General features: G+C 73.7%; 18 protein-coding genes. 6 read left to right on the top strand and 12 right to left on the bottom strand.

Annotated features, from left to right (window positions below):
* Positions 1–27 precede the first annotated feature (27 nt).
* From FB157_RS18030 to FB157_RS18050, 5 genes are read right to left on the bottom strand one after another with little or no spacing between them, the layout of a single operon-like run.
* Complete coding sequence (locus FB157_RS18030; protein ID WP_145880944.1) at positions 28–633, bottom strand: ATP/GTP-binding protein; 606 nt, start codon at positions 631–633, stop codon at positions 28–30.
* The gene (locus tag FB157_RS18035; RefSeq protein ID WP_145880946.1) at positions 614–4,252 is read right to left on the bottom strand and encodes a hydantoinase B/oxoprolinase family protein; all 3,639 of its coding nucleotides are present in this window, start codon (positions 4,250–4,252) and stop codon (positions 614–616) included. Before FB157_RS18035 ends, FB157_RS18030 begins: the two co-directional genes overlap by 20 nt.
* 24 nt (positions 4,253–4,276) lie before the next feature.
* Positions 4,277–4,672 (bottom strand): DUF742 domain-containing protein, encoded by a 396-nt coding sequence (locus tag FB157_RS18040; protein ID WP_145880947.1) that lies wholly within the window; start codon positions 4,670–4,672, stop codon positions 4,277–4,279.
* A gap of 9 nt (positions 4,673–4,681) precedes the next feature.
* The gene (locus tag FB157_RS18045; RefSeq protein WP_094220789.1) at positions 4,682–5,116 is read right to left on the bottom strand and encodes a roadblock/LC7 domain-containing protein; all 435 of its coding nucleotides are present in this window, start codon (positions 5,114–5,116) and stop codon (positions 4,682–4,684) included.
* Positions 5,113–7,917, bottom strand: a complete 2,805-nt coding sequence (locus tag FB157_RS18050) for a nitrate- and nitrite sensing domain-containing protein (protein ID WP_145881334.1) — start codon at positions 7,915–7,917, stop codon at positions 5,113–5,115. The genes FB157_RS18045 and FB157_RS18050 overlap by 4 nt, the downstream gene beginning before the upstream one ends.
* Positions 7,918–8,335: 418 nt before the next feature.
* On the opposite strand from FB157_RS18050, the gene FB157_RS18055 reads away from it, so the two are divergent.
* Complete coding sequence (locus FB157_RS18055) at positions 8,336–8,869, top strand: hypothetical protein (protein ID WP_145881336.1); 534 nt, start codon at positions 8,336–8,338, stop codon at positions 8,867–8,869.
* 33 nt (positions 8,870–8,902) lie between these two features.
* Here the strand turns inward: FB157_RS18055 and FB157_RS18060 are convergent, their stop codons facing one another.
* The 4 genes from FB157_RS18060 to FB157_RS18075 form a co-directional block, all read right to left on the bottom strand.
* Positions 8,903–13,573, bottom strand: coding sequence for a hypothetical protein (locus FB157_RS18060; RefSeq protein ID WP_145880949.1), 4,671 nt, complete (start codon positions 13,571–13,573; stop codon positions 8,903–8,905).
* Positions 13,574–13,614: 41 nt separating this feature from the next.
* On the bottom strand, positions 13,615–14,505 hold the full coding sequence (locus tag FB157_RS18065; protein WP_145880951.1) for a hypothetical protein: 891 nt from the start codon (positions 14,503–14,505) through the stop codon (positions 13,615–13,617).
* Between the two features lie 151 nt (positions 14,506–14,656).
* Complete coding sequence (locus FB157_RS18070) at positions 14,657–16,186, bottom strand: hypothetical protein (protein WP_145880953.1); 1,530 nt, start codon at positions 16,184–16,186, stop codon at positions 14,657–14,659.
* Between the two features lie 96 nt (positions 16,187–16,282).
* Positions 16,283–16,990 carry a GntR family transcriptional regulator gene (locus tag FB157_RS18075; RefSeq protein WP_145880955.1) on the bottom strand — a complete coding sequence of 236 codons (708 nt, stop codon included), beginning with the start codon at positions 16,988–16,990 and terminating at the stop codon, positions 16,283–16,285.
* A gap of 163 nt (positions 16,991–17,153) precedes the next feature.
* Here FB157_RS18075 and FB157_RS18080 point away from each other — a divergent pair, with 163 nt between their 5' ends.
* The 5 genes from FB157_RS18080 (at position 17,154) to FB157_RS18100 (ending at position 21,656) form a co-directional block, all read left to right on the top strand.
* Entirely contained in the window at positions 17,154–18,473 is a 1,320-nt protein-coding gene (locus FB157_RS18080) for an MFS transporter (RefSeq protein WP_145880957.1), read from the top strand.
* Positions 18,474–18,478: 5 nt separating this feature from the next.
* Positions 18,479–19,309: a putative hydro-lyase gene (locus tag FB157_RS18085; protein ID WP_145881338.1), complete on the top strand. Its 831-nt coding sequence runs from the start codon at positions 18,479–18,481 to the stop codon at positions 19,307–19,309.
* 64 nt (positions 19,310–19,373) lie between these two features.
* Positions 19,374–20,132 (top strand): LamB/YcsF family protein, encoded by a 759-nt coding sequence (locus FB157_RS18090; protein ID WP_145880959.1) that lies wholly within the window; start codon positions 19,374–19,376, stop codon positions 20,130–20,132.
* Positions 20,129–20,746, top strand: coding sequence for an allophanate hydrolase subunit 1 (locus FB157_RS18095; protein ID WP_145880961.1), 618 nt, complete (start codon positions 20,129–20,131; stop codon positions 20,744–20,746). Before FB157_RS18090 ends, FB157_RS18095 begins: the two co-directional genes overlap by 4 nt.
* 40 nt (positions 20,747–20,786) lie before the next feature.
* Entirely contained in the window at positions 20,787–21,656 is an 870-nt protein-coding gene (locus FB157_RS18100; RefSeq protein WP_145880963.1) for a biotin-dependent carboxyltransferase family protein, read from the top strand.
* Here FB157_RS18100 and FB157_RS18105 read toward each other — a convergent pair.
* Genes FB157_RS18105 through FB157_RS18115 form a run of 3 tightly spaced genes read right to left on the bottom strand, consistent with a single transcriptional unit; the run spans position 21,557 to position 24,833 of the window.
* The gene (locus tag FB157_RS18105; RefSeq protein ID WP_145880965.1) at positions 21,557–22,525 is read right to left on the bottom strand and encodes an SGNH/GDSL hydrolase family protein; all 969 of its coding nucleotides are present in this window, start codon (positions 22,523–22,525) and stop codon (positions 21,557–21,559) included. The genes FB157_RS18100 and FB157_RS18105 overlap by 100 nt on opposite strands.
* Positions 22,522–23,703 (bottom strand): glycosyltransferase, encoded by a 1,182-nt coding sequence (locus FB157_RS18110; RefSeq protein WP_145880967.1) that lies wholly within the window; start codon positions 23,701–23,703, stop codon positions 22,522–22,524. The genes FB157_RS18105 and FB157_RS18110 overlap by 4 nt, the downstream gene beginning before the upstream one ends.
* The gene (locus FB157_RS18115; RefSeq protein WP_145880968.1) at positions 23,700–24,833 is read right to left on the bottom strand and encodes a glycosyltransferase family 1 protein; all 1,134 of its coding nucleotides are present in this window, start codon (positions 24,831–24,833) and stop codon (positions 23,700–23,702) included. The genes FB157_RS18110 and FB157_RS18115 overlap by 4 nt, the downstream gene beginning before the upstream one ends.
* Between the last annotated feature and the right edge of the window lie 103 nt (positions 24,834–24,936).

Here is a 24,936-nt window from a genome sequence, read left to right on the forward strand (position 1 = left end):
CGGCGGGGGTACGGGCCGTGCCGTGGATCAGGTGGTGAGGGCCTGGCGGTGTTCGGCCGCGTACTCCATCGCATGCTGGACGACGCCGATGAGGACCTCCTTCACCGACTCCCGGTCGCGGGCGTCGGTCAGCAGGACCGGCACGTCGCCGTCCAGGTCGAGGGCCTGGCGGACGGCGTCGGCGGGGTAACGGGCCGCCCCCTCGAAGCAGTTGACGCCGACGACGAAGGGTATGCCGCGCCGCTCGAAGTAGTCGACGGCGGCGAAGCAGTCCTCCAGGCGGCGCGTGTCGGCGAGGACCACGGCGCCGAGCGAGCCCTCGGACAACTCGTCCCACATGAACCAGAACCGTTCCTGCCCGGGCGTTCCGAACAGGTACAGCACGAGGTCCTCGCGCAGGGTGATGCGGCCGAAGTCCATGGCCACGGTGGTGGTGTGCTTGCCCTCCACGCCGCTGGTGTCGTCGACCGGGCGTCCTGCCTCGGTCAGCGACTCCTCGGTGCGCAGCGGCCTGATCTCGCTGACCGCGCCGACGAGGGTCGTCTTGCCCACGCCGAAGCCGCCGGCCACCAGGATCTTGAGCGTGACGGGCTCGACCGGGGGCATGCCGCGTTCAGTACGCCCGAGGATCATCGATCTCTTCTCCTGCTTGATGGTGGTCGGGCGACGGTCGGCCGTAGCCACCGCCACCGGGGGTTTCGATGACGAGTACGTCGCCGGGACCGACGTCGGCCGATCCGCTTCCGCCGAGTTCGGTGACCGTGCCGTCGGCCCGCTCCACCCGGTTGGCGCCGAGCGCGCCGGGCTCGCCGCCGGCCATGCCGTACGGCGGCACGCGGCGGTGCTGGGAGAGCGTGGAGACGGTCATGGGTTCGAGGAAGCGGATGCGGCGCACCGCACCGTCCCCGCCGCGCCGGCGTCCGGCGCCGCCGCTCCCCCGACGGACGGCGAACTCCTCGAGCCTGACGGGCAGCCGCCACTCCAGCACTTCGGGGTCGGTGAGCCGCGAGTTGGTCATGTGTGTCTGTACGACGTCGGCGCCGGGGAAGCCTTCGCCGGCTCCGGATCCGGAGGCGACCGTCTCGTAGTACTGGTGGCGGTCGTTGCCGAAGGTCACGTTGTTCATGGTCCCGGAGCCCTCGGCCTGGACACCCAGCGCGGCGTACAGGGCGCCGGTGATGGCCTGGGAGGTCTCGACGTTGCCCGCGACGACGGCGGCGGGCGGCTCGGGGGCGAGCATCGAGCCGGGCGGTACGACGATGTCCAGGGGACGCAGACAGCCGTCGTTGAGCGGGATGTCGTCGGCGACCAGCGTGCGGAAGACGTACAGGACGGCCGCGTTGACCACCGAGAAGGGGGCGTTGAAGTTGGTGTCGAGCTGTGCGGAGGTGCCGGTGAAGTCGATGGTTGCGCGGCGCTGCGCACGGTCGACGCGCACGCTGACGCGGATGACGGCGCCGGAGTCCGTCTCGTAGGCGTACTCCCCGTCGGCCAGGGCGTCGATGACCCGGCGGACCGCCTCCTCCGCGTTGTCCTGGACGTGCCGCATGTAGGCCTGTACGACGTCGAGACCGAACTCCTCGATCATGCGGCGGACTTCGTCGACGCCCTTGCGGTTGGCGGCGATCTGGGCGCGCAGGTCGGCGAGGTTGGTGCGGACGTTGCGGGAGGGGTGGGGCGCCTCGGTGAGCAGGCGGTGGGTCTCCTCCTCGCGGAAGCGGCCGTTCTCGGCGAGCAGCCAGTTGTCGAAGAGGACGCCCTCCTCCTCGATGGTCCTGCTGTGGGCGGGCATGGAGCCGGGGGCGATGCCGCCGATCTCGGCGTGGTGGCCGCGGGAGGCGACGTGGAAGAGGATCTTCGGCTCACGCTCCGTGTCCGTCGCGGAGTCGGTGTCGAAGACCGGGGTGATCACGGTGACGTCGGGCAGGTGGGTGCCGCCGTGGTACGGGTCGTTGACGGCGTAGGTGTCGCCGGGTCGCATCGACGTGCCGCGGCGCCGGATGACCTCTTTGACGCTGGTGCCCATGGAGCCCAGGTGGACGGGGATGTGGGGCGCGTTGGCCACCAGGTTTCCGTCCGGGTCGAACAGGGCGCAGGAGAAGTCCAGACGCTCCTTGATGTTGACGGACTGGGCCGTGGACTCCAGCCGGGCGCCCATCTGTTCGGCGATCGACATGAAGAGGTTGTTGAAGACCTCGAGCAGAACCGGGTCGGCTTTTGTGTCGAGGTCGGAACTCTGCGTAATCGCCACGCGTTCCATGAGCAGATGCCCGTCGTCGGTCGCGGCGGCCTGCCAGCCGTCGTCGACGACGGTCGTGGCGCCGGCCTCGGTGATGACCGCGGGTCCGGTGACGGTCTCGCCGGGCGGAAGGGCCTCCCGGCGGTGGAGGGGTACGTCGCGCCAGACGCCGCCGGTGTGGAGGCGGGCGGTCTCGGGGGCGGCGGGGTGGCCTTCGTACGGGGCGAGGGCGGAGAGATCGGGGGGTGCGGTGATGCCGGTGGCTTCGACGGAGAGGGCTTCGACGACGATCGGGCGGTCGAGGGCGAAGGAGTACGTGGCGCGATGACGTTCTTCGAAGGCGTGCCGCATGGTGTCGGGCTCGGTGAGCTCGACGGTGAGGGTGGTGTCCGTGCCGTCGTAGCGCAGCTGGGCGCGGCGGGTGATCTCCACCCGGTCCTCCGGGACGTCCTCGGCGAGGAGTTCGGCGCGCGCGGCGGCCTCCAGGTCGTCGGCCGTCTTGCGGATGCCGGGCATCGATGCGGCCTCCAGGGGCGCCTCGACGGACTGTTCGCGCATGGCCGTGGTGTCGGCGAGGCCGATGCCCAGGGCGGAGAGGAGACCGGCCATGGGCGGCACGAGGACGGTGCCGATGCCGAGCGAGTCCGCGACGCTGCACGCGTGCTGGCCGCCCGCGCCACCGAAGGTGGTGAGGGCGTAGCGGGTGACGTCATGGCCCTTCTGGACGGAGATCCGCTTCACGGCGTTGGCGATGTTGGAGACGGCGATCCGCAGGTAGCCCTCGGCCACCTGTTCGGGGGTGCGGTCGTCGCCGGTCCGCTCGCGGATCTCGCGTGCGAGGGCGGTGAAGCGTTCGCGGACCAGGGCCGCGTCCAGCGGCTGGTCGCCGTCCGGGCCGAACACCGTGGGGAAGTGGGCGGGTTGGATACGGCCGAGCACCAGGTTGGCGTCGGTGACGGTGAGCGGGCCGCCGGCGCGGTAGCAGGCGGGGCCGGGGTCGGCGCCCGCCGAGTCGGGGCCGACGCGGTAGCGGGAGCCGTCGAAGTGGAGGACGGAGCCGCCGCCCGCGGCGACGGTGTGGATGTCCAGCATGGGGGCGCGCAGCCGGACGCCCGCGATCTGGGTGGTGAAGACGCGCTCGTACTCGCCGGCGAAGTGCGAGACGTCGGTGGAGGTGCCGCCCATGTCGAAGCCGATGACGCGGTCGAATCCGGCGCGCTGCGACATGCGGGCCATGCCGACGATGCCGCCGGCCGGCCCGGAGAGGATGGCGTCCTTGCCCCGGAACTGCCCCGCCTCGGTGAGCCCGCCGTTGGACTGCATGAACATCAGCCGCACACCGCGGAGTTCGTCGGCGACGTGCCGGACGTAGCGGTGCAGCACGGGCGAAAGGTAGGCGTCGACGACGGCGGTGTCCCCGCGCGGGACGAGCTTCATGAGGGGGCTGGTCTCACTGGACAGCGAGATCTGCGGGAAGCCGGTGCCGGCGGCGAGGTCGCCGATGGCATGTTCGTGGGCGGGGTGGAGGTGGCTGTGGAGGCAGACGACGGCTACCGCGCGGATCCCGTCGTCGTACGCCTGCCGGAGAGGGCCCGCGAGGGCGTCGAGGTCGGGAGCTCGCAGGACGGTGCCGTCGGCGGCGATGCGCTCGTCGGTCTCGATCACGCGTTCGTAGAGCAGCTCGGGCAGTTCGATGCGGCGGGCGAAGATGCTCGGGCGGTTCTGGTAGGCGATGCGCAGGGCGTCGCGGAAGCCGCGGGTGATCACCAGGAGGGTGCGCTCGCCCTTGCGTTCCAGCAGGGCGTTGGTGGCGACCGTGGTGCCCATGCGGACGGCGTCGATGGGCTGCGGGGCCCCGTCGAGCAGTTCCCGCACGCCGGCGACGGCCGCGTCCGCGTACCGGGCGGGGTTGTCGGAGAGCAGTTTGTGTGTGAGCAGGCGGCCGTCCGGGCGACGCGCGACGATGTCGGTGAAGGTGCCGCCTCGGTCGACCCAGAACTGCCAGCCAGTCACGTCGCTACTCCGCTTCCGCGCCGGTCACAGCGCCCGGAGGCCGTTGATCACGTCGCGCAGAATACTCTCGTCCGGCAGCTCCGCCGGGGGCACCGGCCGCGTCACATGGACGAATTCCGCGTGCACGAGGTCACCGATGAGGACGCGCACCACCCCGATGGGAAGGTCGAGCTCCGCGGCGAGTTCCGCGAGCGACTGCGGTGCCGTACGGCAGAGCCCGACGATCTCCACGTGCTCCGGGGAGAGCGTCGGGTCCGTCTCCGGGTCCCCGGCGTCGGTTTCGGTGACGACCACCGCGATCAGATCGAGGCGGTGCTGGGCCACACTGGTGGTGCGGCCGCGCGTCATGGCGTACGGACGGACGACCGGTCCGGCCTCGTCGTCGAACCAGTGACTTCTACCCTGACCGTCTACGCTCATGTCATCCCACTACCCGCCTGCGGGCAGATCGGTGCGCGGAGCGGCGCCCAGATGCACACCGACCCGCTTGACCAGCAGCGTCATCTCGTAGGCGACCTGCCCGACGTCGGAGTCGGCGTCCGAGAGGACCGCGAGGCAGCTGCCGTCCCCGGCGGCGGTGACGAACAGGAAAGCATCGTCGAGCTCGACCACGGTCTGCCGCACGCTGCCCGCCTCGAAGTGCCGGCCCACGCCCTTGGCGAGGCTGTGGAAGCCGGACGCGACCGCGGCCAGGTGCTCGCTGTCCTCCCTGGTCAGGTCCTTGGACACACCCGTGGGCAGACCGTCGCCGGAGAGCACGACGGCCTTGCGGATGCTGGCGACCCGGTCGACGAGCTCGTCCAGGAGCCAGTTCAGCTCGCCCTTGTTGGTCTCCGTGTGGCCGGTGGCCTTCGGTGCGGTCATCGACCGTCCCCCTTAGTCGTTCCTTGTGCTGTGCCGTTCCGGGCGTCGCCCGCGGCGTTCTCCTCACGGCCACGCTGCCAGCCCCGCTGGAGCGAGGCCATCCGGCTGCGGACCTCGTCGGCGTCGCGGTCGGCGGGCTGCGCTGCGCGTTCCGGGAGCCGTTCGGCCTCCTGCTTCAGCTGCGGGGCCAGGTTGGCCTGTCGTACCCGCCGGGGCAGCGGCCCGGAGGCCGTGCCACCGGCGGGCGGGACGCCGTCGTCCTGGCCGCCGCCGGAAGCGGCCGCCGCGGGCCGGGTCCGTCTGGGCAGCGGCGGTGCTTCGGAGGTCTGGTTCCCGCCGCCGGACGCGGTGGCCGTGCGCTCGTCGACGTGGTCGGCGAGTCCGGTGCGCCGGGCCGCCTCACCGCGGCGGCGGGCGGGCAGGGGAGCCGGTCCCCCGGTGTCGGGGTGGCGCGGCCCGGCCGCCGGCTGCTCGTCCGGTTCGCCGCGGCGGGACCGCTGCTCGGTCACGGGCCTGCCGTGCGAGCTGACCAGCTTCGGCGCCTGGCGCCGGGGCAGCGGCACGGGTCCGCCGGAGCGGTCGCCGGCCGGGGTGTCGTCGACGCGCGGGGAGGCGGGCTGATGGGGCTCGATCAGCCGGGAGGCCGCCTCGTCCCCGGCGCGGCCGCGGGAGCGCCGGGGACGGAACAGGCCGCCGCGCTCGCTCTCCTCGTCGGTCAGGGCACCCGGGAAGTCGTCGACGGCGTCCAGGTCCACGGGAGCCTCCAGCTCGACCGGACCGTCGAGCAGGGAGGTCGGCAGGCCGGGCAGCTGCACCGGGGCCTGCGACCGGGCGGGGGTGAGGCTCGCCGCCGGCTCGGCCTCCTTCGAGGGGCGGTCGAGGCGGAAGCCGATGCCGTTGGTGTCCGGGACGTCGTCGGTCAGCAGCGCGTCGGGGACGAACACGACGGCGGTGGTGCCGCCGTAGGGCGACGGCTGCAGGGAGACGCGGACGTTCTGGCGCTGGGCGAGACGGCTGACCACGAACAGGCCGAGCCGGTCCGTGTCCGAGAGTTCGAACTCGGGGGTCTCGGCGAGCCGGAGGTTGGCGTCGAGCAGCGCCTCGGCCGTCATGCCGAGTCCGCGGTCGTGGATCTCCAGGGTGAAGCCGTTGGCGACCCGCTCGCCGAGGACCTGGACGGCCGTGTGCGGCGGCGAGAAGACCGTGGCGTTCTCCAGGAGTTCGGCCACGAGGTGAGTGACGTCGGCGACGGCCGGACCGGTGACCGCGACCCGTGCCAGGCGCCGTACCTCGATGCGCTCGTAGTCCTCGACCTCGGCGACGGCTGCCCGGACGATGTCCATCAGCTGCACCGGGCGGCGCCACTGCCGCGACGGCGCGGCGCCGGAGAGGATCACCAGTCCCTCGGCGTGCCGGCGCATACGGGTGGTGAGGTGGTCCAGTCGGAACAGGTCGGCGAGTTCGTCGGTGTCCTCGGTCCTGCGCTCCATGGTGTCGAGCAGGGTGAGCTGCTTGTGCAGGAGGACCTGGCTGCGGCGGGCGAGGTTGACGAAGACCTCGGAGACGCCGGCCCGCAGTTCGGCCTGTTTGACGGCGGCCTCGACGGCTGCGCGCTGGAGGGTGTTGAGGGCCTGGCCGACCTCTCCGATCTCGTTCTTGTCGTACTCCAGCCGGGGCACCTCGGTCTCGATGTCGACCTGTTCCCCGACGGAGAGTCTGCGCATCACGCTGGGCAGCCGCACACCGGACGCCTCGTGCGCCTCCAGGCGCAGCTGCCGCAGGTCGCGGATGAGACTGCGGCCGACGCGCACGGACAGGACGACGGAGACCAGGACGGCGAGAAGGCCGAGGACACCGGCTACGGCGGCCTGCACGATCACGTTCATGGCCACGGGCTCCGTGCGGTCCTGGAAGCGGTCGCCGACCTGGTCGTCCAGGGTTCCGAGTTCGTCGAGCACGCTCGCCGCCGTCGAGTCCCAGCTCTGGGCCGTGACACCGCGCGGGGCTCCGGAATCGGTGCCGATGGCGGTCTGTTCGGCCACGCGCAGCGGGGCGGTGGTGGCGTTCTTCCAGAAGCGTTCGTACCGTTCGCGCTCCGAGGCGGGCAGCAGCGGCAGGCTGATGTCGTACAGGAGGGTGCGCTGGGCGACGAGGTCGGAGATGTCGCGGGTCTCGTCGTGGGAGAGCGTGCCGACGACGAGTGCCGAGCCGAGCAGGGCGTCCTCGCGGGAGAGCAGTTCGCGGGCGCGGTTCACGTTGACGAGGGCCCGGGCCTGCTTGTCCATGTCGACGTCGTCGATGCCGTCGAGGGCGTCCAGCAGGGTGTAGCAGGGGTCGACGAGCCGGTTGTAGCGGTCGAGCGCCTGGGCGCGGTCGACCGTGCGCTGCTCCACGCTGCGGCGCAGGGAGTCGAGGCTGTCGAAGGCGTCCAGGACGGTGGTGAGGCGCTCGTCGTCGGCCGCGTCCATGGCGTCGCGGACGTTGTGGTCCTCGGCGTTCCTGCGGATGTCGGCGACGGCCCGGTCGGTGGCGGTGCGGGTGCGGTGCAGTGCCGCAAGGGCGTCGGCCGCGCGCGGGTCGGCGAGGTAGACGAGGGTCTGACGACGTTCCTGCTGCAGGCCGCGGACGGTGTCCTCGGTGGGATAGGCGACCTTCTGGACGATGTCGGACACATGGAAGAGCCGGGTGACCTCACGCCCCGTGAGCACCGTGGCGAAGCCCCAGACGGCAGTCAGGGACACCAGCGGCACGAGAAGCAGCGCCACGATCTTCCGGCGGATCGACTTCCCGCGAAAGCGCATGGCCTCCCCCAGCTCGACCCCCGCCGGTCGGGGGTACATGTCCGTCAGCAAACGTGCGCGAGCCTACTACCGCCCCACAGATAACTCGAAGACATGTCCGGAGGATGAACTTCCGCACCGGCGGCGAGACATGGCGAGTTGTCCGGGCATTGCGGGAGATTGCACCCGGGATGTGGGTGCCCGCGACGGTACGGGCCGAAGCTGAACGGACAGTCAGTTGGCCGGAATTTTTCGCAAGTAGGGAATCTTCGAGGGTGGTTGTTCGTCTTTCTCTACGGGAAATGGGGGCGGAATCGGCCACAGGAGCCGCATCCCGCACCCCGGCGGCGTAAAACAGCGCAAGCCGGGCAGTCACTGGGGAGTCGGTGTCCACGGACATCGGGTGAGCGGTCTGCCGGCGGTGGGGAGTGACACGGTGATGGGCACGGCGGAGCGGCGCGGGGCGTCCGAGGAGAGCGTGGCGGTGCGCTCGGCGACGCGGCGGGGGAACGAGGCGCCGGATCGCGGCATTCCGGCGCTCGGGGGCGACGGAGAGTCCACCGACGGGGAGGAGCAGCCGTATCAACGGCTGTTGTGGATCGAGGAGCCGGCCCGCCGGCGCCGGATGCCCGACCCGGTGCGTACGGCGGCGGTGCGGGCGGTCCTGATCATCGCGGCGACGCTGATCCAGGCCATGGTGGCGTTCCTGTGCACGCTGGCCGGGTCCTGGCTGGCGTTCCCGATGGTCGTCAGCAGCGTGGCCAGCACGGTGGTGGCCACGTGGGCCGTGGTCGACGTGTGGGTGACCCGCCAGGTGTGGAACCAGCGCAACGGCGTGGTCTCCGAGCCGAGCAGCACGGCCCGGACGCTGCGCCGCGAGCGCCGGGCCCGTCGGCGTCAGGAGCGGGCCGCCCTGCGGGAGCAGGAGCGGATACGCCGGCAGGGCGGATCCGGGCAGCTGTCGCACTCCTGACCTGCGGGCGGCCGGCACCCGCCGCCGCACCCCTCAGGGCGTTGCGGCCGCCGGCTTCTTGAACATCCGCGTCGCCGTGATCTCGCTGTGCACCGCCTCGCCGGCCTGGGGCTGCTGCGGCAGTCCGGGCCGGAGGTGTTCTTCCACGCTGATGTACTTCAGGCCCGCCCTCAGGTCGGCGTCGTTGCGCAGCCGGATGACCAGCGGGAACTCGGCCAGCGCGGTCGTGTCGAACAGGCCGGTGGTGTACAGCAGCTGGACGCCCAGCGCGTCCGAGACGGCCCGCTGCAGCTCCAGCAGGTACGTCGCGTTGGCGCGGCCGATGGGGTTGTCCAGGAACAGCGTGCCGGCGTGCCGGTGCTTGTCACGGCCCCGGTCGTTCGACCGCAGGGCCGCCATCGTGCAGTACAGGGCGATGGCGGCCGTCAGCAGCTGACCACCCGAGAACACGTCGCCCATCTGCCCGACGGGCACGCGCTCGGCGCGCAGCACGGCGTCGGGCTTGAGGATCTCGACGGCCACGCCCTTCGGCTGCAGCGCTGCCGCGACTCCGCGCAGCAGCAGGGACATGCCGTCCCGGCGCAGGTCGGAGTTCTTCTTGACGGCCGCGCGCGTGGCCTCGTCGATGACCTCGCCGAGCCGCTCGGTGAGCGTGGCCTGGTCGGGCTCCTCGAAGCGAATGCGCAGGAACTCCTGCCCGGACCACTCGCCGAGCCCCTCCGGGAGACGGGAGAGCCGCTGGGCGGAGCGCAGGGTGGCCAGGGCCGACTCGACCAGGCCCCTGAGCCGGTCCACGATCGAGTCCCGGTTGCGCTCCAGCTGCGCCAGCTCGTCGGTGAGGACACGAAGTCGAGGCGCGAACGCCTCCGCCCACCGCTGGGCGTGCTCGGGCAGCGCGGAGGCGGGCAGCTCACGGATCTGCTGCCGTGCCGGGGTCCGGACCTGTTCGTAGCGCGTGGAGTTGGCGTGCCGGACGAGCACGTCGCTCGCCTCGCGCACGGCCGACTCGGCGCCGGACAGGTCGGCGGAGCAGCCGCGCAGCGAGCGGCGGGCCTCGGCGGCCGAGTGCCGGGCCTCCTCCAGGGTGCCGGGGTACGGCTCCGGCTCCTCCTGGTCCTCCTCGGGGGTGTGCTCGCGCAGCAGATCGCGGAGCATCGCGGCGATCTCGTCGAAGCCGCCGGCGGCGTCCTCGGCGGCCCGGTGGGCGTCGAGCAGCTCGGCGTGGGCCTCCCGGGCCTCGGCCAGCGCCTCGGTGCGGGTGGCGAGTTCGGCCGTGGCGGTGCGCAGGAGAGACTGGGCGTGCTCGGCGTCGCGGGGGACGAGTTCCTCGGCCAGGTCGGTGTGCGCCTCGCCGTCCTCGGGGGCGTGCCGTTCCGCCTCTCCGCGCAGCCGGCCGAGCTGTTCGCTCGCGGTCGACATCCGGGTCTCCAGAAGCTGCACCAGCTCCTCGGCACGTGCGGCGGCGGCCTGCCGGGAGGGGCCGTCGGAGCCGTCGGGCGACTGGAGCAGCTGTTCGGCGCGCATGCGGACCTTGTTGCTGAGCCGGTCCAGTTCGGCGAGGGAGGCGCTCTCGTCGCTCTCCGCGCGGGCCTGCTCGGCACGCAGGTCGGCGCCGACGCCGACCTTCTCGTAGAGCTGGGAGGCGGCCCGGTAGGCCTCGCGCAGGGCGGGCAGGGACGTCTTCGGAGCGTCCTCGTCCGCCACCGGTACGTCGTCGGGGGCGCCGGCGATCTCGGAGCGCTCGGCGCGCAGGGCACGCGCGGTGCGGCGGGTGTCGTCAGCGGCGCGCTGGGCGGCGCGGCGGTCCTCGTCGGCGGCGCGGGCGCGTTCCAGGCAGGTCTGGGCGCGGGCCTCCGACTCGGCGGCCTCGTCGGCGAGTTCACGGAGCTTGACCTGCCAGCCGGCGCGCTCGCGCAGCCGGTAGGCGAGTCCGGCGAGGGCGTCCGCGGCACGGCGGGCCTTCTGTGCGGCCTCCTGCCGCTCGTCACGGACCTGCGTGGCCTCGGCGGCGGCCTCGTCGGTCTCCGCGCGTGCCGTGCGCGCCTCGGCCAGCTCGGCCTCGGCCTCCTCCGCGAACGCGCGCGCCTCCCCGGCGGCCTCGGCGAGTTCGGTGAGGCGTCCGGCCGGGCAGCCGGTGCGCCAGGACGCGAGCCGCGCGGCCAGTTCGCGGTCCTTGCCGAGGCGGGCGGCGAGGGAGCGGATCTCCTCGTCGCGCTCGGTGGCCCGCGCGCGCAGCGCCTGCCGCTCCTCGTCGGCCGCGTGCTCGTCGTGCATGGCCGGGTTCGGCGGCACCAGGAAGACGTCACCCGGGGTGGCGTCGGGCGCCGGGGTCGGGGCGAGCAGGGCGGCGGCCGTGCCGACGGCCACGGCGGAGCGCGGCAGCAGGGCGGCGTCGCTGAGCGCCTCACGGGCACGCGCGTGCGTGTCCGGGTCGGTGATGATGACGCCGTCGACCAGTTCGGGGCGGGCGGCGAGCACGCGCGCGTGGTCGGCGGGGTCGACGGCCTGCGCGAGGTAGCGCCAGCCGGGCAGCGCGGGGATGCCGTGCTCGCCGAGGAACTCCACGGTGGCCAGCACGTCCGGGCCGGGCGGCAGCAGTCCGCCGTCGCCGAGGGCCCCGAGGATGCGGGCGTCGTCGGCCGCGGCGGTACGCAGTTCGAAGAGGTGCCGTTCGGCGGTCGTCACGGCGTCGTCGAGAAGCCCGCGCAACTCGTCCGCGAAGCGGTCGAGTTCCTCCGGGCTGAGCGGGTTCTCGGCGAGGGAGGGCGAGTCCTCGGACGCGTCGCCCCCGCGCGCGGGCGAGCCGTCGGCCGCTCCCGACCTGGGGCCGGGCACCGCGGCCCGCGCCGTCCCGGCTGCGCCCGGCAGGCTCAGCAGCTCCGCGAGCCGTTCCTCGGCGGCGAGCGCCTCGGCGAGGCGCCGCTCGGCCTCGTGGCTCCGCTCGGCCGCCGTCGCCGCGTCCGCCGCGCGGGCCGCGGTCAGCTCCGCGCGGGACTCGGCGGAGGCCGCCTCGCGGGCGTGCTCGGTCGCCTTGCGGGCGGCCTCGCGGGCCGTGTCCCAGGCGGCCACGGCGGTCTTCTCGGCGTCGCTCGCGGCGAGGGCGGCACGGGCCGGGTCGGCGTCCGGTGTGCTGTCGTCGAGCCAGCCCGCGCGGACCGCCTCGGCCGTCTCCTGCTCGACCTCGGCGAGACGCTGGCGCAGGTGCCCGGCCTCACTGCGGGCGCGCTGTGCTTCGGTGGCGGCGGAGGTGGAGTCCCGGTAGGCGGAGTCGCTGACCTCCTGGAGCGCGGCGGAGCGCTCCTCCTCCTCGTTGGCGAGGGCCTCGGCGCTCTCGGCGGCCGCGTGCAGGGCCCGTACGAGGTCCACTGCGGCCTTGGCCCGGGCGGCGAGCGCGGGCGCCGCGTCCCGCTCGGCCTCCTGGATCGCGGCGGACACGCGCGCGACGCGGTCGGCGGCGGCGCGGTGCCGCAACACGGCCTCGGCGGCCTGCCAGGCGGAGTGCAGCGTGCGCGCGTCGGCCAGCTCGCGCTTCTGCGCGGCGGCGGACTTCTCGGCGGCGGCGAGCGCCAGGGAGGCGTGCCGGAAGGCGAGTTCGGCGGCGACCAGCGCGCTGCGCTCCCGGCCGCCCTCGGAGTGCGTGACGGCGTAGGCGGCGGCCGTGACGCGCTGCGCGAGGTCGGCCGCCCGCACCCGTTCCCGCAGGGCCCGCGCGGAAAGGCGCCGGGCCAGTGTGCGGGTGCGGCGCTCGGCGCCGGCGTGGATGTCACGCGCGCGTGAGCGTGCCTCGGCCGCCTCGACGATCCGCCCGAGCAGGTCCACGGAGCCGGCCGTGAAGTCCCGTTCGGCGATCAGCTCGGCGCGCCGGCCCAGCTTGTTGCCGAAGCCGCTGACGAGATCGGCGAGGCCGTCGGTGTCGCGGGTGTCGGTGACCGCGCGCAGCAGCAGGTCGGTGAAGTCGGAGTCCTTCTTCACCGCGAAGAGGCCGGCCGCCTCGCCCTCGTCGGCGTTCATCTCCCGCTGGTAGCGGAAGAGTTCGGGGTCGAGGCCGAGGTCGCCGAGGTGCTCGATCCAGCGGTCGTGGATCTCCTCCCAGTGCACCTCCAGATGCGGGTAGGCCTTGCCGGCCTCGGTGAGGGCGTCGCGGAAGCCCTTCATGGTGCGGCGGCGGCCCTGGGCGCCCGAGGCGCCCTCGACGGGCGGCCGTACGGCGGTGGACTCGGCGACGGGCAGGTTGTCCAGGCTCAGGCCGGGGCCGGGCCGGAAGGAGTACCAGGCCTCGGCGAACTTCCGCGGATCGTTGGAGACCTGGCGTCCGCGCCACTCGCTGACCTTGCCGACGACCACGCACTCGCCGGTCAGCACGTGCTGCCACTCCAGCGCCACGTGTCCGCAGTCGTCGGCGAGCAGGAACTTGCGCAGCACGCCGGAGCTGGCGCCGCCGAGGGTGTTGCGGTGTCCGGGCAGCATCACCGAGAAGATCAGCTTGAGCAGCACGGACTTGCCGCCGCCGTTCTCCAGGAACAGCACGCCCGCGGGCGCGGGGCGGCGCGGCGGTCCGGCCGGCTCCTCCTCGAAGAACTCCGCCTGCATGGGCGCGGGGTCGGGCACGGGCTCGCCCACGCCCCGCAGGTCGAGCACGGTGTCGGCGTAGCGCGCACCGGCCGGCCCGATGGAGTAGAGGCGGACCCGGGACAGCTCGTACATGGCGGACTCTCGTCAGTCTTCTGGCAGATCAGGGAGGTTTGTCAGCGGTGCGAAGGCGCGTGGAACGGCAGCCCGGCGTCGGCCACCAGGTCCAGATCGTCGGTGTCGTCGGCGGGCAGCAGGGTGGCCGTGCCGTCGGTGACCGGGACGACGCCCAGCTCCAGCAGTTCGGCCATCGCGGCGCTGCCGGCCATGTCGCGGACCTGAAGCTGGTAGCGGGCCGTGGTGCGGTAGGTGCCGCCGTGGTCGTCACCGGTGCGCTGCAGGAAGCCCGAGTCGGTGAGGAAGGCGGCCGCCTTGCCGACGATGCCCGTGGTGGAACCGGCGAGCCTGCGGGCGTCCTTGGTGGCGCCGGTCGCGCTGCGTCTGGCCCAGATCCGCCAGGCGGCCTCCAGCCCGGGCGCGTCGGTCGCCGGGTCGGTGTTGTCGCCCTGTTCCTCGGCGCGCTCCTCGAGCCGGCGGCACGCCTGCCGTACGAAGGCGTCGACACCGTTGACGGTGACCCGGCCGATGTAGGAGTCGTCGGCGAGGTCCTCCGGGCGCGGGAACGCCAGCGCGGCCACGGCGAGATGGGCCAGTCCGTGCAGGAACCGGTCCCCGGAGTCGGCGGCGGTGCGACGCGCGTAGTCGCCCATGCGGACGGCGAACACCGAGTCCTCGGCGGCCGTCACGGCCATCCCCGCGCGCGGGGACACCTCCAGCACGACGAGCCCGAGACCGGCGGCGACGGCGTCCGCGAGCCGCGCGAACGCCGGGTCGTCACGGTGGCGGCGCAGCAGCTCCGTGTACTCCTGGTCACGTGCCGGCTGCAGCTTGGGCTGCAGCCCGAAGGCGACGAGCCGCGCCGCGTCGGCGGCGTCGGCGGGGGTGACGGCGGTGGTCGCCGGCGCGGCGGGGCTCTCCGCCTCACTCCACTCGACGTGCTCGCTCACGGACACAACTCCTTGCTCTGGGAACTGAGGGAGGGTGCAACCCCCCGAGGGGTACGGGGCTGCGTGCGGCTCCGCCGCGGAGCGCGACCAGCGTCGTCGCCGCCGCCGGCGCCGGCGACGACGGACCCGCGCTCGCCCACCGGCAGGGTCATCACGCCGCTTCCGTCCGATCCGCCGCCATCCCGGCCGCGTCGAGCAGGGCGGTCCCGACGATCAGATCGGCTCCGCCGAAGTCCGGATCGTCCAGCTCGGTCCCGTCGTCCACGGCGAACAACAGCTTCTCCTCGCCCTGGCGATACGCCGTACCCACGGCGGGACTGGCCGCGTGGACGGCCAGCAGGGCGACCAGGTACGCCAGATCGAACCCTCCGGAGTCCCTGGCCTCCGCCAGCAGCCCGGACAGTCTCCGCGGCGCATCGGCGGGCAGGTCCAGCAACTCCGTCGCCGCGGCCAGCTGTTCCTCGCTGAACCGGCTGTCGTCCGGCGTCGCGATCAGGTCGGGCTCGGGCATCTCCGCTCCGAGGTGCTCCCGCTCCACCGGTGGCGTCAGCAGTATGTCGACGAGGTCGGTGACCCGCACCGACACCGGCGTACGCAACCCCGTGCCGTTGGCGAAGAACGCGTCCGTGACCCGGATCGCCTGCTCCAGGGGCAGCGGCAGCACGGGCGCGACGACGTGGCCGTACAGGTCCGTCCCGGAGGTCGCCGCGGGTGTGGCGAAGGCCTGGCGGTCCTGTTCGGCGCGGAACAGGGGGCCGGCCTCCAGCAGGCGCGACTGGAGCTGGGTGTGCCGCCGGATGCAGTCCTTGACGATGTCCACCAGCTCGGCGGCGCGCCGCTTGTGCTCGGACTCCTCGGTCTCGTCGCGGGCCTTGCGGATGTTGGTGAGGATCGCGTTCTCGTGGCGGTACCGGTCGGCCACGTGGTCCAGGGCCTCGGCGATCATGTCGGGCACGGCGCCCAGCCAGTCGACCGCGCGGACGTTGCGCCGGGTGGCCTCCAGAGCACGGCGCAGGGTCTCCGAGTACTGCACGGTGCGGTAGCGGGCCTGCTCGGCGGCGAGCTGGGCGTCGGCGAGGCGGCCGCGGTTGATCAGCACCTCCAGCTTGACCTCGGCGGCGATCTGCGCGCTGGTGACATCGGTGTCCAGGGCGCCGACCAGGACGTTGACCGCCTCGTCCGTCGTACGGAGGTAGACCGTGCCGCCGGGGCCGGGGACCTCCTCGATCAGCTTGAAGTCGTAGTCACGGCGGACATAGGTGCCGTCCGGCGCGAAGGTGCCGTACACCGCGCGGAAGCCGCGGTCCACGCTGCCGACGTTGATCAGGTTCTCCAGGACCCAGCGGGCCACGCGCTCGTGCTCGGCCACGGGGCGGTCCGGGGCCTGGGCCGCGATGCGCGGGACGAGCCGGGCGACGATCTGCTCGTGGTCGGCGCCCGTGTCGAAGTCCATGTTCAGCGTGACCAGGTCGATGGCGGACAGGGCCACCTCGGCCATGCCGTACACCGAGTACTCGCCGGCCAGATTGGCCTTGCGTGCGTCGAGGTCGTGCAGCGGCGCGGTGCAGGCGAGCGCGCGCAGCCGACGGGCCAGCCCCTCGTCGGCGGCCGGGCCCGGTGCCGGGCGCGGTCCCGCGCTGAGCTGGGCCGGAACGCTGTCCGTCGATGCAGGCGAAGTCACGGTGCACAGACTAGGTCCTCGGTCTGACAACGACTAAAACGGCGCAGAAACGACGGCCGTCACGGACGCTGAAGAGGCGCCGGTGCGCTTCGCCGCTCAGGAGGCGCCGGTGCCGTCCTCGCCGACCCGCCGCAGGTACACCTCGACGACCCGCTCCAGCGAGTCCGTGAGGTAGGTCTCCAGCAGCCGCTCCGCGCCGCGCCGGTCCCCGTCCTGCAGCGCCTGCAGGATCTGCCGGTTGCGGGCGAGGTAGGGCTCGTGCAGCCGACGCGGGTCGTCCACGACGTGGAAGGCGAGCCGCAGCTCGGCGAAGACACTGCGCATCAGCTCGTCGGTGCGTTCGCTGCCGGCGAGGGCGACCAGTTCCCGGTGGAAGTGGATGTTGGCCGTACCCAGCGCTTTCCAGTCATTCTCGTGGGTCGCCAGCTGCCCCTCGGTGACGGCGGCGGCCAGGCCGTCGAGCGGGTACGGCGGCTCGCCGAGGCCCCGGACGACCGCGCACTCGACGAGGGCCCGGGTGCGGTAGATGTCCTCGACGTCCTCCACGGTCAGGACCCGGACGAAGACCCCGCGGTTGAGTTCGTGGACGAGCAGACGCTCATGGGTGAGCAGCCGGAACGCCTCGCGCAGGGTGTTGCGGGAGACCCCCAGCGCGCCGCCGATGGCGTCCTCGGACAGGCGGGTGCCCGGCGGGAAATAGCCCTCGGCGATCCGGCTCCGGAGGATGTCGGAGACCCGTTCGGCGGTGCTGGTGCGCCCCAGGAGGGCACGGTCGTCGGCCAGTCCCGTCAGCTGCTCTGCCATGCCCGGAATTCAATCGCAGACCCCGGAACGAGACAACGTAGGTATTGAAGGATCGTTGAACGATCCTCTACGGTGCTCCGCACGCAACAGCTTCAGCACGGCACAGCTTCCGCACGGCACTGCTCAGTTCCCGCACCCTCCGTCCCTTCTCTGCGAGGTGCCCATGAGCACGACCCCTCCGCCCCGGCCGGTGACCGCGGGCGCACGACCGGAACAGGGTGAACGCGCCGCCGAGGACGGCGCGTTCGGCTGGCTGCACGCCCTCGGCCCGAACGGCCGGCGCGCCTTCGCCGGAGCTTTCGGCGGATATGCCCTGGATTCATACGACTACTTCACGCTGCCGCTGAGCATGGTGGCGCTCGCCGCGTACTTCGGCCTGGACAGCGGCCAGACCGCCCTGTTCACCACCGTCACGCTGGTGGTCTCCGCGATCGGCGGTGCCGTGGCGGGCGTGATCGCGGACCGCGTGGGCCGCGTCCGGGCCCTGATGATCACCGTGATCACGTACGCGGTCTTCACCGTGGCCTGCGGTTTCGCGCCCGACTACGAAACGCTGCTCGTCTTCCGGGCCCTGCAGGGGCTCGGCTTCGGGGGCGAGTGGGCGGTCGGGGCGATCCTGGTCGCCGAGTACGCGAGCGCGAAGCACCGGGGCCGTACCCTCGGCGCGGTCCAGAGTTCCTGGGCGGTCGGCTGGGCGCTGGCGGCGATCGTCTACACGCTGGTGTTCTCCTTCGCCGGCGACGATCTGGCCTGGCGCGTCATGTTCTGGACCGGGGCGCTGCCCGCGCTGCTCGTGGTGTGGCTGCGCCGGCGGGTGCACGACGCGCCCGAGGCGACGGCGGCCCGTGAACAGAGCCCCCGGAGCGGCTCGTTCGCGGCGATCTTCCGGCCCGGCAGGGACGGCGAGCCCGGTCTGCTGCGCACCACGGTCTTCGCCGGCCTGCTGTCCACCGGCGTGCAGGGCGGCTACTACACGCTGGCGACCTGGGTGCCGACGTACCTGAAGACCGAACGCGGCCTGTCCGTCGTCGGCACCGGCGGCTATCTGACCTTCCTGATCTCGGGCGCCTTCCTCGGCTACCTGACCGGCGGCCACCTCACCGACCGGCTCGGCCGGCGCCGCAACATCTGGCTGTTCGCCCTGCTCTCGGCCGTGTGCATCCTCGCGTACGCGAACATCCCGCACGGCGCCGACACCCTGCTGCTGGTGCTCGGTTTCCCGCTCGGCTTCTGCATGTCGGCGATCTTCAGCGGCTTCGGCTCCTACCTGAGCGAGCTGTACCCGACGGCGGTGCGCGGCACCGGGCAGGGCTTCACGTACAACGCGGGCCGCGCGGTGGGCGCGGTGTTCCCGACCCTGGTGGGCTTCCTGGCCGACAGCTGGGGCGTGGGCGGTGCGCTGGTCTTCGGCGCGATCGGCTACGGCCTCGCGGCGGTTGCGCTGCTCGGGCTGCCGGAGACGCGCGGGAAGGAGCTGGCGTGACGCGGGTGAACCGTACCGAGGACCGGCCCGTGACCCTCGTCGACGCGCACGCGCACGCGTGGAGCGCGAAAACGGCGCGGGCCCGCTTCCGGGAGGGCCTGGCGGGCCCCACGGCCGGTGTCGCGGCAGGCAGCACACAGGCGAACCTGATCTCGGTGCCGGCCGACTGGGCCTACGACATGCTGCTGTTCTGCCAGCGCAACCCGAAGCCGTGTCCGGTGCTGGACGTCACGGACGCGGGCGCCACCACCACCGTCCTCGCGGAGGGCGCGGACCTGCGCACCGACCTGCCGCGCTACCGGGTGTGGCAGGACGGCGAGCTGGTCGAGGAGCCTACGGACGTGCGCGCGCGCTGGCGGGACGACCTGGTGTCGTTCCTGCTCGGCTGCAGCTTCACCTTCGAGTGGGCGCTGGCCCGTGCGGGTGTCCCGATCCGGCACGTCGACCAGGGCCGCAACGTGCCGATGTACGTGACCGGCAGGCAGTGCCGCCCGGCGGGCCGGCTGCGCGGCCCGATGGTGGTGTCCATGCGCCCGGTGCCGCCCGAGCACCTGCGCACCGCGATCCGGGAGAGCGGCCTGCTGCCGGCCGTGCACGGCGGCCCCGTGCACTGCGGCGATCCCGCGGCTCTCGGCATCGCGGACCTCGGCCGGCCCGACTTCGGCGACCCGGTGGACGCCGCTCCCGACGACATCCCGGTGTTCTGGGCCTGCGGCGTGACCCCGCAGGCGGCCGTGATGGCCTCGCGACCGCCGTTCGCCATCACCCACGCACCGGGCCGGATGTTCCTGACCGACGCCCGCGACGAGCAGTACCGCGTGGTGGGCGTCGACTGACACCGGCGAGCCGGCCGAGGCCGGCGAGCAGTACCCGACACGAGAACCGGAGACACGGAAGACCATGACCGCGATCGATCTGAACGCCGACCTCGGCGAGGGCTTCGGCCGCTGGCGGCTGACCGACGACGAACAGTTGCTGTCCGTCGTCACCAGCGCCAACGTGGCCTGCGGGTTCCACGCCGGCGACGCGGCCACCATGCGCCGGGTGTGCGAGCTGGCCGCCGAGCGCGGGGTGACGATCGGCGCGCAGGTCTCCTACCGGGACCTCGCCGGGTTCGGGCGGCGCGCGATGGACGTGCCGCCCGCCGAGCTGGCGGCCGAAGTGGCCTATCAGATCGGTGCCCTGGAGGTGTTCGCGCGGGCCGCGGGCGCGCGCGTGGCGTACGTCAAGCCGCACGGCGCGCTCTACAACCGGGTCGTGCACGACGAGGAGCAGGCCGCGGCCGTGGTCGACGGCGTCCTCCTGGCAGACGGTTCGCTGCCGGTGCTCGGGCTGCCCGGCTCGCGGGTCCTGGAGCTGGCCGCCGGGGCGGGGCTGCCGGCCGTCACGGAGGCGTTCGCCGACCGCGCCTACACCGACGAGGGCACGCTGGTGCCGCGCGACCGGGACGGCGCCGTGGTGACCGATCCGGACGCCGTGGTGGAGCGCTCGGTGAGCCTCGCGCGCTCAGGCACGGTGGCGGCGCACTCCGGCGCGCACATCCGGGTACGCGCCCGCTCGCTGTGCCTGCACGGCGATACGCCCGGTGCGGTCGAGCTGGCCCGCCGGGTGCGCGAGCGGCTGGGGGCGGCAGGCGTGCGGGTGGAGGCCTTCGCATGAGGGCCTTTCCCGTCGGTGACGACGCCCTGCTGGTGGAGGTCGCCTCGGGCGAGCAGGCACAGGCCCTGCACGCGGAGCTGCTGCGGCGGCGCGCGGAGGGTTCGCTGACCGTCCGGGAGATCGTCCCGGCGGCCCGTACGGTCCTGCTCGACGGCCTGGCCGACCCGGTCCGTTGGGCATCCGAACTGACCTCCTCCGAGATACCTCCCGCTCCCCCGCGCGCACGGGAGCTGATCGAGCTGCCCGTGCGGTACGACGGTCCGGACCTCGCCGAGGTCGCCGCGCACTGGAAGGTGTCCGAGCACGAGGTGGCCCGGATCCACGCCGGCACCGAGTTCACCGTGGCCTTCTGCGGGTTCGCACCCGGCTTCGGCTATCTCACCGGGCTGCCCGCCCGCTACGACGTCCCGCGCCGGGCCACCCCGCGCACGGCGGTACCGGTAGGTGCCGTGGCGCTGGCGGGGCCGTACACGGGCGTGTACCCGCGTTCCTCGCCGGGCGGCTGGCAGCTGATCGGCACGGCGGAGGCGGTGCTGTGGGACCACGCGCGCGTACCGGCCGCGCTGCTCTCACCGGGCGCGCGCGTGCGCTTCGTACCGGTGGGTGAGGCGTGACCGGCCGTCCCCGCGACAGCCTCGCGCCCATGGGGGCCGTATGACCGACCGTGCTCTCGTCGTCGTGCGGGCCGGGGCGCTGACCACCGTGCAGGACCGCGGGCGGCCCGGGTACGCGCACCTCGGCGTGCCCCGCTCCGGAGCGCTCGACCCGCGGGCGGCGGCCCTCGTCAACCGGCTGGCCGGCAATCCGCCGGACGCGGCCGTCCTGGAGACCACCCTCGACGGCTGTGCCCTGCGCCCCCGTTCGACGGTGACCGTGGCGATCGGGGGCGCGCCCTGCCCGGTCACCGTGGGCGGCCGCCCGGCGGCCTGGGGCGCCCCGGTCACCGTGCCCGCCGGTGCGCTGCTGGAGGTGGGGGCGGCGGTGGCCGGTGTCCGCGCCTATGTGGCCGTGTCCGGGGGCATCGCGGTGGAGCCGGTCCTCGGCAGCCGTGCCACCGACCTGCTGTCCGGCCTCGGCCCCGCACCGCTCACGGACGGCAGGGTGCTGCCGCTGGGCACCCCGGCCGGCCCTCCCGCGCGCGTGGACGCCGTCCCGCAGCCGCGTCCGCCGGCCGAACTCGTGCTCCGGGTGACTCCGGGCCCGCGCGACGACTGGTTCACCGCGCGCGCGGTCCGGGAGCTGACCACGCGCGCGTACCGGGTGTCCTCGGCGAGCAACCGGATCGGTCTGCGCACCGAGGGGCCCGCCCTGGAGCGGGCCCGGACCGGCGAACTCCCCAGTGAGGGGATGGTGCTCGGCGCGGTCCAGGTACCACCGGACGGCCGTCCGGTGGTGTTCCTGGCCGACCATCCGACCACCGGGGGCTATCCGGTGATCGCGGTGGTCCGCGGCGCCGATCTCCCGGCGGCCGCGCAGGCGGTCCCGGGCACCACGGTGCGGTTCGTGGCGGTGCGGCGCCGCTGAGCCTCGGCGTCGGCACCGCCGGTGTCCGGCTGCTCCGTCCTCGTCAGCGCGGCCAGCGCCTCGGACACGGCGGCGGAGGCGTGCAGGTCCAGGCGGGCGCTGGTGCCCCGCGCGCGGTGGCGCACTTCGTCGGCGGCCAGCCGCAGCAGCTGCGGCAGCAGATCGTTGCAGCGCCGGATCACCCAGGCGGTGCCGGCGGTGGCGAGCCACAGCAGGCTCGCCGAGCGGGTCGGGGCGGGGAACTCCGGTACGGGCGACGGCGGCGCGCCGCCGGCCCGGCCCGCCACGGTGAGCAGGCGGTGGAAGTGCACGGCGAGCTGCCGGTGCCCGCGCTCGCCCGGGTGCAGCCGGTCCGCGCTCCACAGGGCGCGGTCGGTGAGCCAGGTGCCCTCCGCGGCGTGCAGGTGGACGGCCCCGTACCGGTCGGACAGCTCGTGGACGACCGCGTTGACCGCCCGCTGCCGGCGGGCCAGCGGGCGGGCGAGGGCGCCCGGGAGGCCGAGCATCGCGCCCGGATCGGGCAGACAGGCGGTGAGGAGCGTGGCGCCCTGGGCGGTGAAGGCCGCGTACACCTGGTCGAGCCGGTCGGCCACGGCGTGGATGTCGAAGGTGTGGCGCAGCGTGTCGTTGACGCCGATGACCACGGACACCACGTCGGGGCGCAGTTCGAGACCGGCCGGGGTCTGCCGTTCGAGCACGTCCCGTGTCTGCGCCCCGCTGACGGCGAGGTTCGTGAACTCCACCTGTCCGGCGTCCTCGGCGAGACCGTCGGCCAGCAGCGCCGCCCAGCCCCGCCAGCCGTCCCCGGCCGGGTCGCCGACGCCCTCGGTGAGCGAGTCGCCGAGGGCCACGAAGCGGACGGATCTCATGCCACGCCCTCCCGGGCACCGGGCCGGGCCGGGGCGTCGGCGCGCTTCAGTACCTCCGCGTCGTGCGCCGCGAGGAACGCCTCCACCGCCGTTCCCCAGCCGAAGCACTCCGCACGCGCGCGTGCCGCCTCCCGCCGCTCGGGCTCGGTGCGCGACAGGAGCAGTTCCACGGCGTCCGCGAACGCGTCCGCGCGGTCGGCGGCAGCGGCTCCCGCGGCCCCGATCACCTCGGGCAGCGCCGACGAGGCGCTGGCCACCACGGGTGTCCCGCACGCCAGCGCCTCCAGGGCGGCCAGCCCGAAGGTCTCGGCGGGTCCGGGTGCCAGGCACACGTCGGCGGACGCCTGGAGCGCCCCGAGGGCGGCCCGGTCGGCGACGTACCCCAGGAACTTCACCGGCAGCCCGCGCTCCCGCGCGCGCTGCTCGAGCCGGGCCCGCAGCGGGCCGTCCCCGGCCACCACGAGCACCGCCCGCCTGCCGCGGCGCAGCAGTGCCTCCAGGGCGTCCAGGGCGGTGCCGGGCCGCTTCTCCACGGACAGCCGGGAGCACATCACGAGCAGTGCCTCGTTCCCGCGCGCGTGCAGCGCGCGCAGCGCCGGGTCCCGCAGCGCGGGGTGGCGTTCCATCAGGTCGACGCCGAGGGGGGCGCGTACGACGTTGCGCGCGCCGATCCGTACGAACTCGCGCTCGGCGAACTCCGTGGTGCACACGATCCGTGAGTAGACGTGCGCGGTGCGGGTGTTGAGGGAGTCCGCCGTCCGCGCGGCGAGCTTCTCGGACAGGCCCCAGGTGCGCAGCACGCCGTCGGCGGTCTCGTGGGAGACCATCACGGCGGGCACGCGCGCGCGGCGCGCCCAGCGGCCGGTCCACCGCAGGGTGGTGCGGTCGGAGACCTCCAGACGGTCCGGGGCCAGGTCCTCCAGGACGGCGGCCACGCGCCGCTTGTCGGTCAGGACGCGGTAACCGCCGGTGCCGGGCAGCACCGGTCCGGGCAGGGTGATGACCCGGCCCTGCTCCGTGTCGCGGTCGGTGTGCCGCTCGCCCGGCACGATGAGCACCGGCTCGTGGCCCGCGGCCCGGAAGCCCTTGCCCAGTTCGTGCAGGGCCGTGCGCAGGCCGCCGGAGGCCGGGGTGACGAAGTTGGCCAGCCGGACGATGCGCAGGGGTGAGCCGGTCATACCGTCACCACCGTCTTCTGGCGCGCGGCGAGCACGGCTTCGTAGTGCGCGATCAGGCGGTCGCCGACGGCGGCCCAGGTGCGGCCCTCGACCATGGCCCGCCCGGCGGCGCCGTACGCGGCCAGCAGGTTCGGATCCGCGGTCAGGGTGCGTACGGCCTCCGTGACGGCGTTCGCGTCACGCGGCGGGACGAGCAGTCCGGTGCGGCCGTGGGCGACCAGGTCCAGCGGCCCGCCCGCGGCGGGTGCGACCACCGGAACGCCGCTGGCCATGGCCTCCTGGACGGTCTGGCAGAAGGTCTCGAAGGGGCCGGTGTGCACGAACAGGTCCAGCGAGGCGAAGATCCGGGCGAGTTCGTCGCCGGTGCGGCGGCCCAGGAAGACCGCGCCGGGCAGGGCCTCGTCCAGGTGGGCCCGGCTGGGGCCGTCGCCGACGATCACGACTCGGACGCCTTCGAGGCCGCAGACACCGGCCAGGAGTTCGATCTGCTTCTCGGGGGCGAGCCGACCGACGTAGCCGACGATCAGCTCGCCGTTCGGGGCCAGTTCGCGGCGCAGTGCCTCGTCGCGGTGCTCTGGCCGAAAACGGACGGTGTCGACACCGCGCGGCCACAGCCGTACCCGCGGTACGCCGTGTGTCTCCAGGTCGTGCAGGGCGGCGCTGGACGGGGCGAGGGTGCGGTCGGCGGCGGAGTGCACGGAGCGGATCCGGCGCCAGGCGGCCGCCTCGCCCGCGCCCATGTAGGTGCGCGCGTATCCGGCCAGGTCGGTCTGGTAGACGGCCACGGCGGGGATGCCGAAGCGGGCGGCGGCGGCCATGCCACGGACGCCGAGGACGAAGGGACTGGCCAGGTGGACCACATCGGGGCGGTGTTCCGTGAACGCCGCGGCGAGGCGCCGGCTGGGGAGGGCGACGCGGACCTGGGGGTAGCCGGGAAGGGGGAGGGAGGGGACACGGACGACGGGGCACGGAGCCTCGAGGACGTCGGCCTTGGTGCCAGGTGCGGTGGCCGGCGCGACGACGAGCGGGTGGTGGCCGCGATCCACGAGGTGCCGAGCGGTCTGGAGCGCGCAGTGGGCGACGCCGTTCACATCGGGGGGAAAGGATTCGGTCACTATGACGACACGCATACGGGTGTTGTCGCCGCGCCGGACGTGGCGGCGTCAACGTCGATCTTTCCGGACGGGGAACGTCCCATGAGCGTTGGACTGCACACCCGAGCGGGCCAGCCGG

It is taken from the genome of Streptomyces sp. BK340 (assembly GCF_007827595.1).
Lineage (GTDB): Bacteria > Actinomycetota > Actinomycetes > Streptomycetales > Streptomycetaceae > Streptomyces.

Coding starts and splice junctions, on each gene's coding strand:
- FB157_RS18030 (WP_145880944.1), bottom strand. CDS start 633: ATGATCCTCGGGCGTACTGAACGCGGCATGCCCCCGGTCGAGCCCGTC.
- FB157_RS18040 (WP_145880947.1), bottom strand. CDS start 4,672: ATGAGCGTAGACGGTCAGGGTAGAAGTCACTGGTTCGACGACGAGGCC.
- FB157_RS18045 (WP_094220789.1), bottom strand. CDS start 5,116: ATGACCGCACCGAAGGCCACCGGCCACACGGAGACCAACAAGGGCGAG.
- FB157_RS18050 (WP_145881334.1), bottom strand. CDS start 7,917: ATGCGCTTTCGCGGGAAGTCGATCCGCCGGAAGATCGTGGCGCTGCTT.
- FB157_RS18055 (WP_145881336.1), top strand. CDS start 8,336: ATGGGCACGGCGGAGCGGCGCGGGGCGTCCGAGGAGAGCGTGGCGGTG.
- FB157_RS18060 (WP_145880949.1), bottom strand. CDS start 13,573: ATGTACGAGCTGTCCCGGGTCCGCCTCTACTCCATCGGGCCGGCCGGT.
- FB157_RS18075 (WP_145880955.1), bottom strand. CDS start 16,990: ATGGCAGAGCAGCTGACGGGACTGGCCGACGACCGTGCCCTCCTGGGG.
- FB157_RS18080 (WP_145880957.1), top strand. CDS start 17,154: ATGAGCACGACCCCTCCGCCCCGGCCGGTGACCGCGGGCGCACGACCG.
- FB157_RS18090 (WP_145880959.1), top strand. CDS start 19,374: ATGACCGCGATCGATCTGAACGCCGACCTCGGCGAGGGCTTCGGCCGC.
- FB157_RS18095 (WP_145880961.1), top strand. CDS start 20,129: ATGAGGGCCTTTCCCGTCGGTGACGACGCCCTGCTGGTGGAGGTCGCC.
- FB157_RS18100 (WP_145880963.1), top strand. CDS start 20,787: ATGACCGACCGTGCTCTCGTCGTCGTGCGGGCCGGGGCGCTGACCACC.
- FB157_RS18105 (WP_145880965.1), bottom strand. CDS start 22,525: ATGAGATCCGTCCGCTTCGTGGCCCTCGGCGACTCGCTCACCGAGGGC.
- FB157_RS18110 (WP_145880967.1), bottom strand. CDS start 23,703: ATGACCGGCTCACCCCTGCGCATCGTCCGGCTGGCCAACTTCGTCACC.
- FB157_RS18115 (WP_145880968.1), bottom strand. CDS start 24,833: ATGCGTGTCGTCATAGTGACCGAATCCTTTCCCCCCGATGTGAACGGC.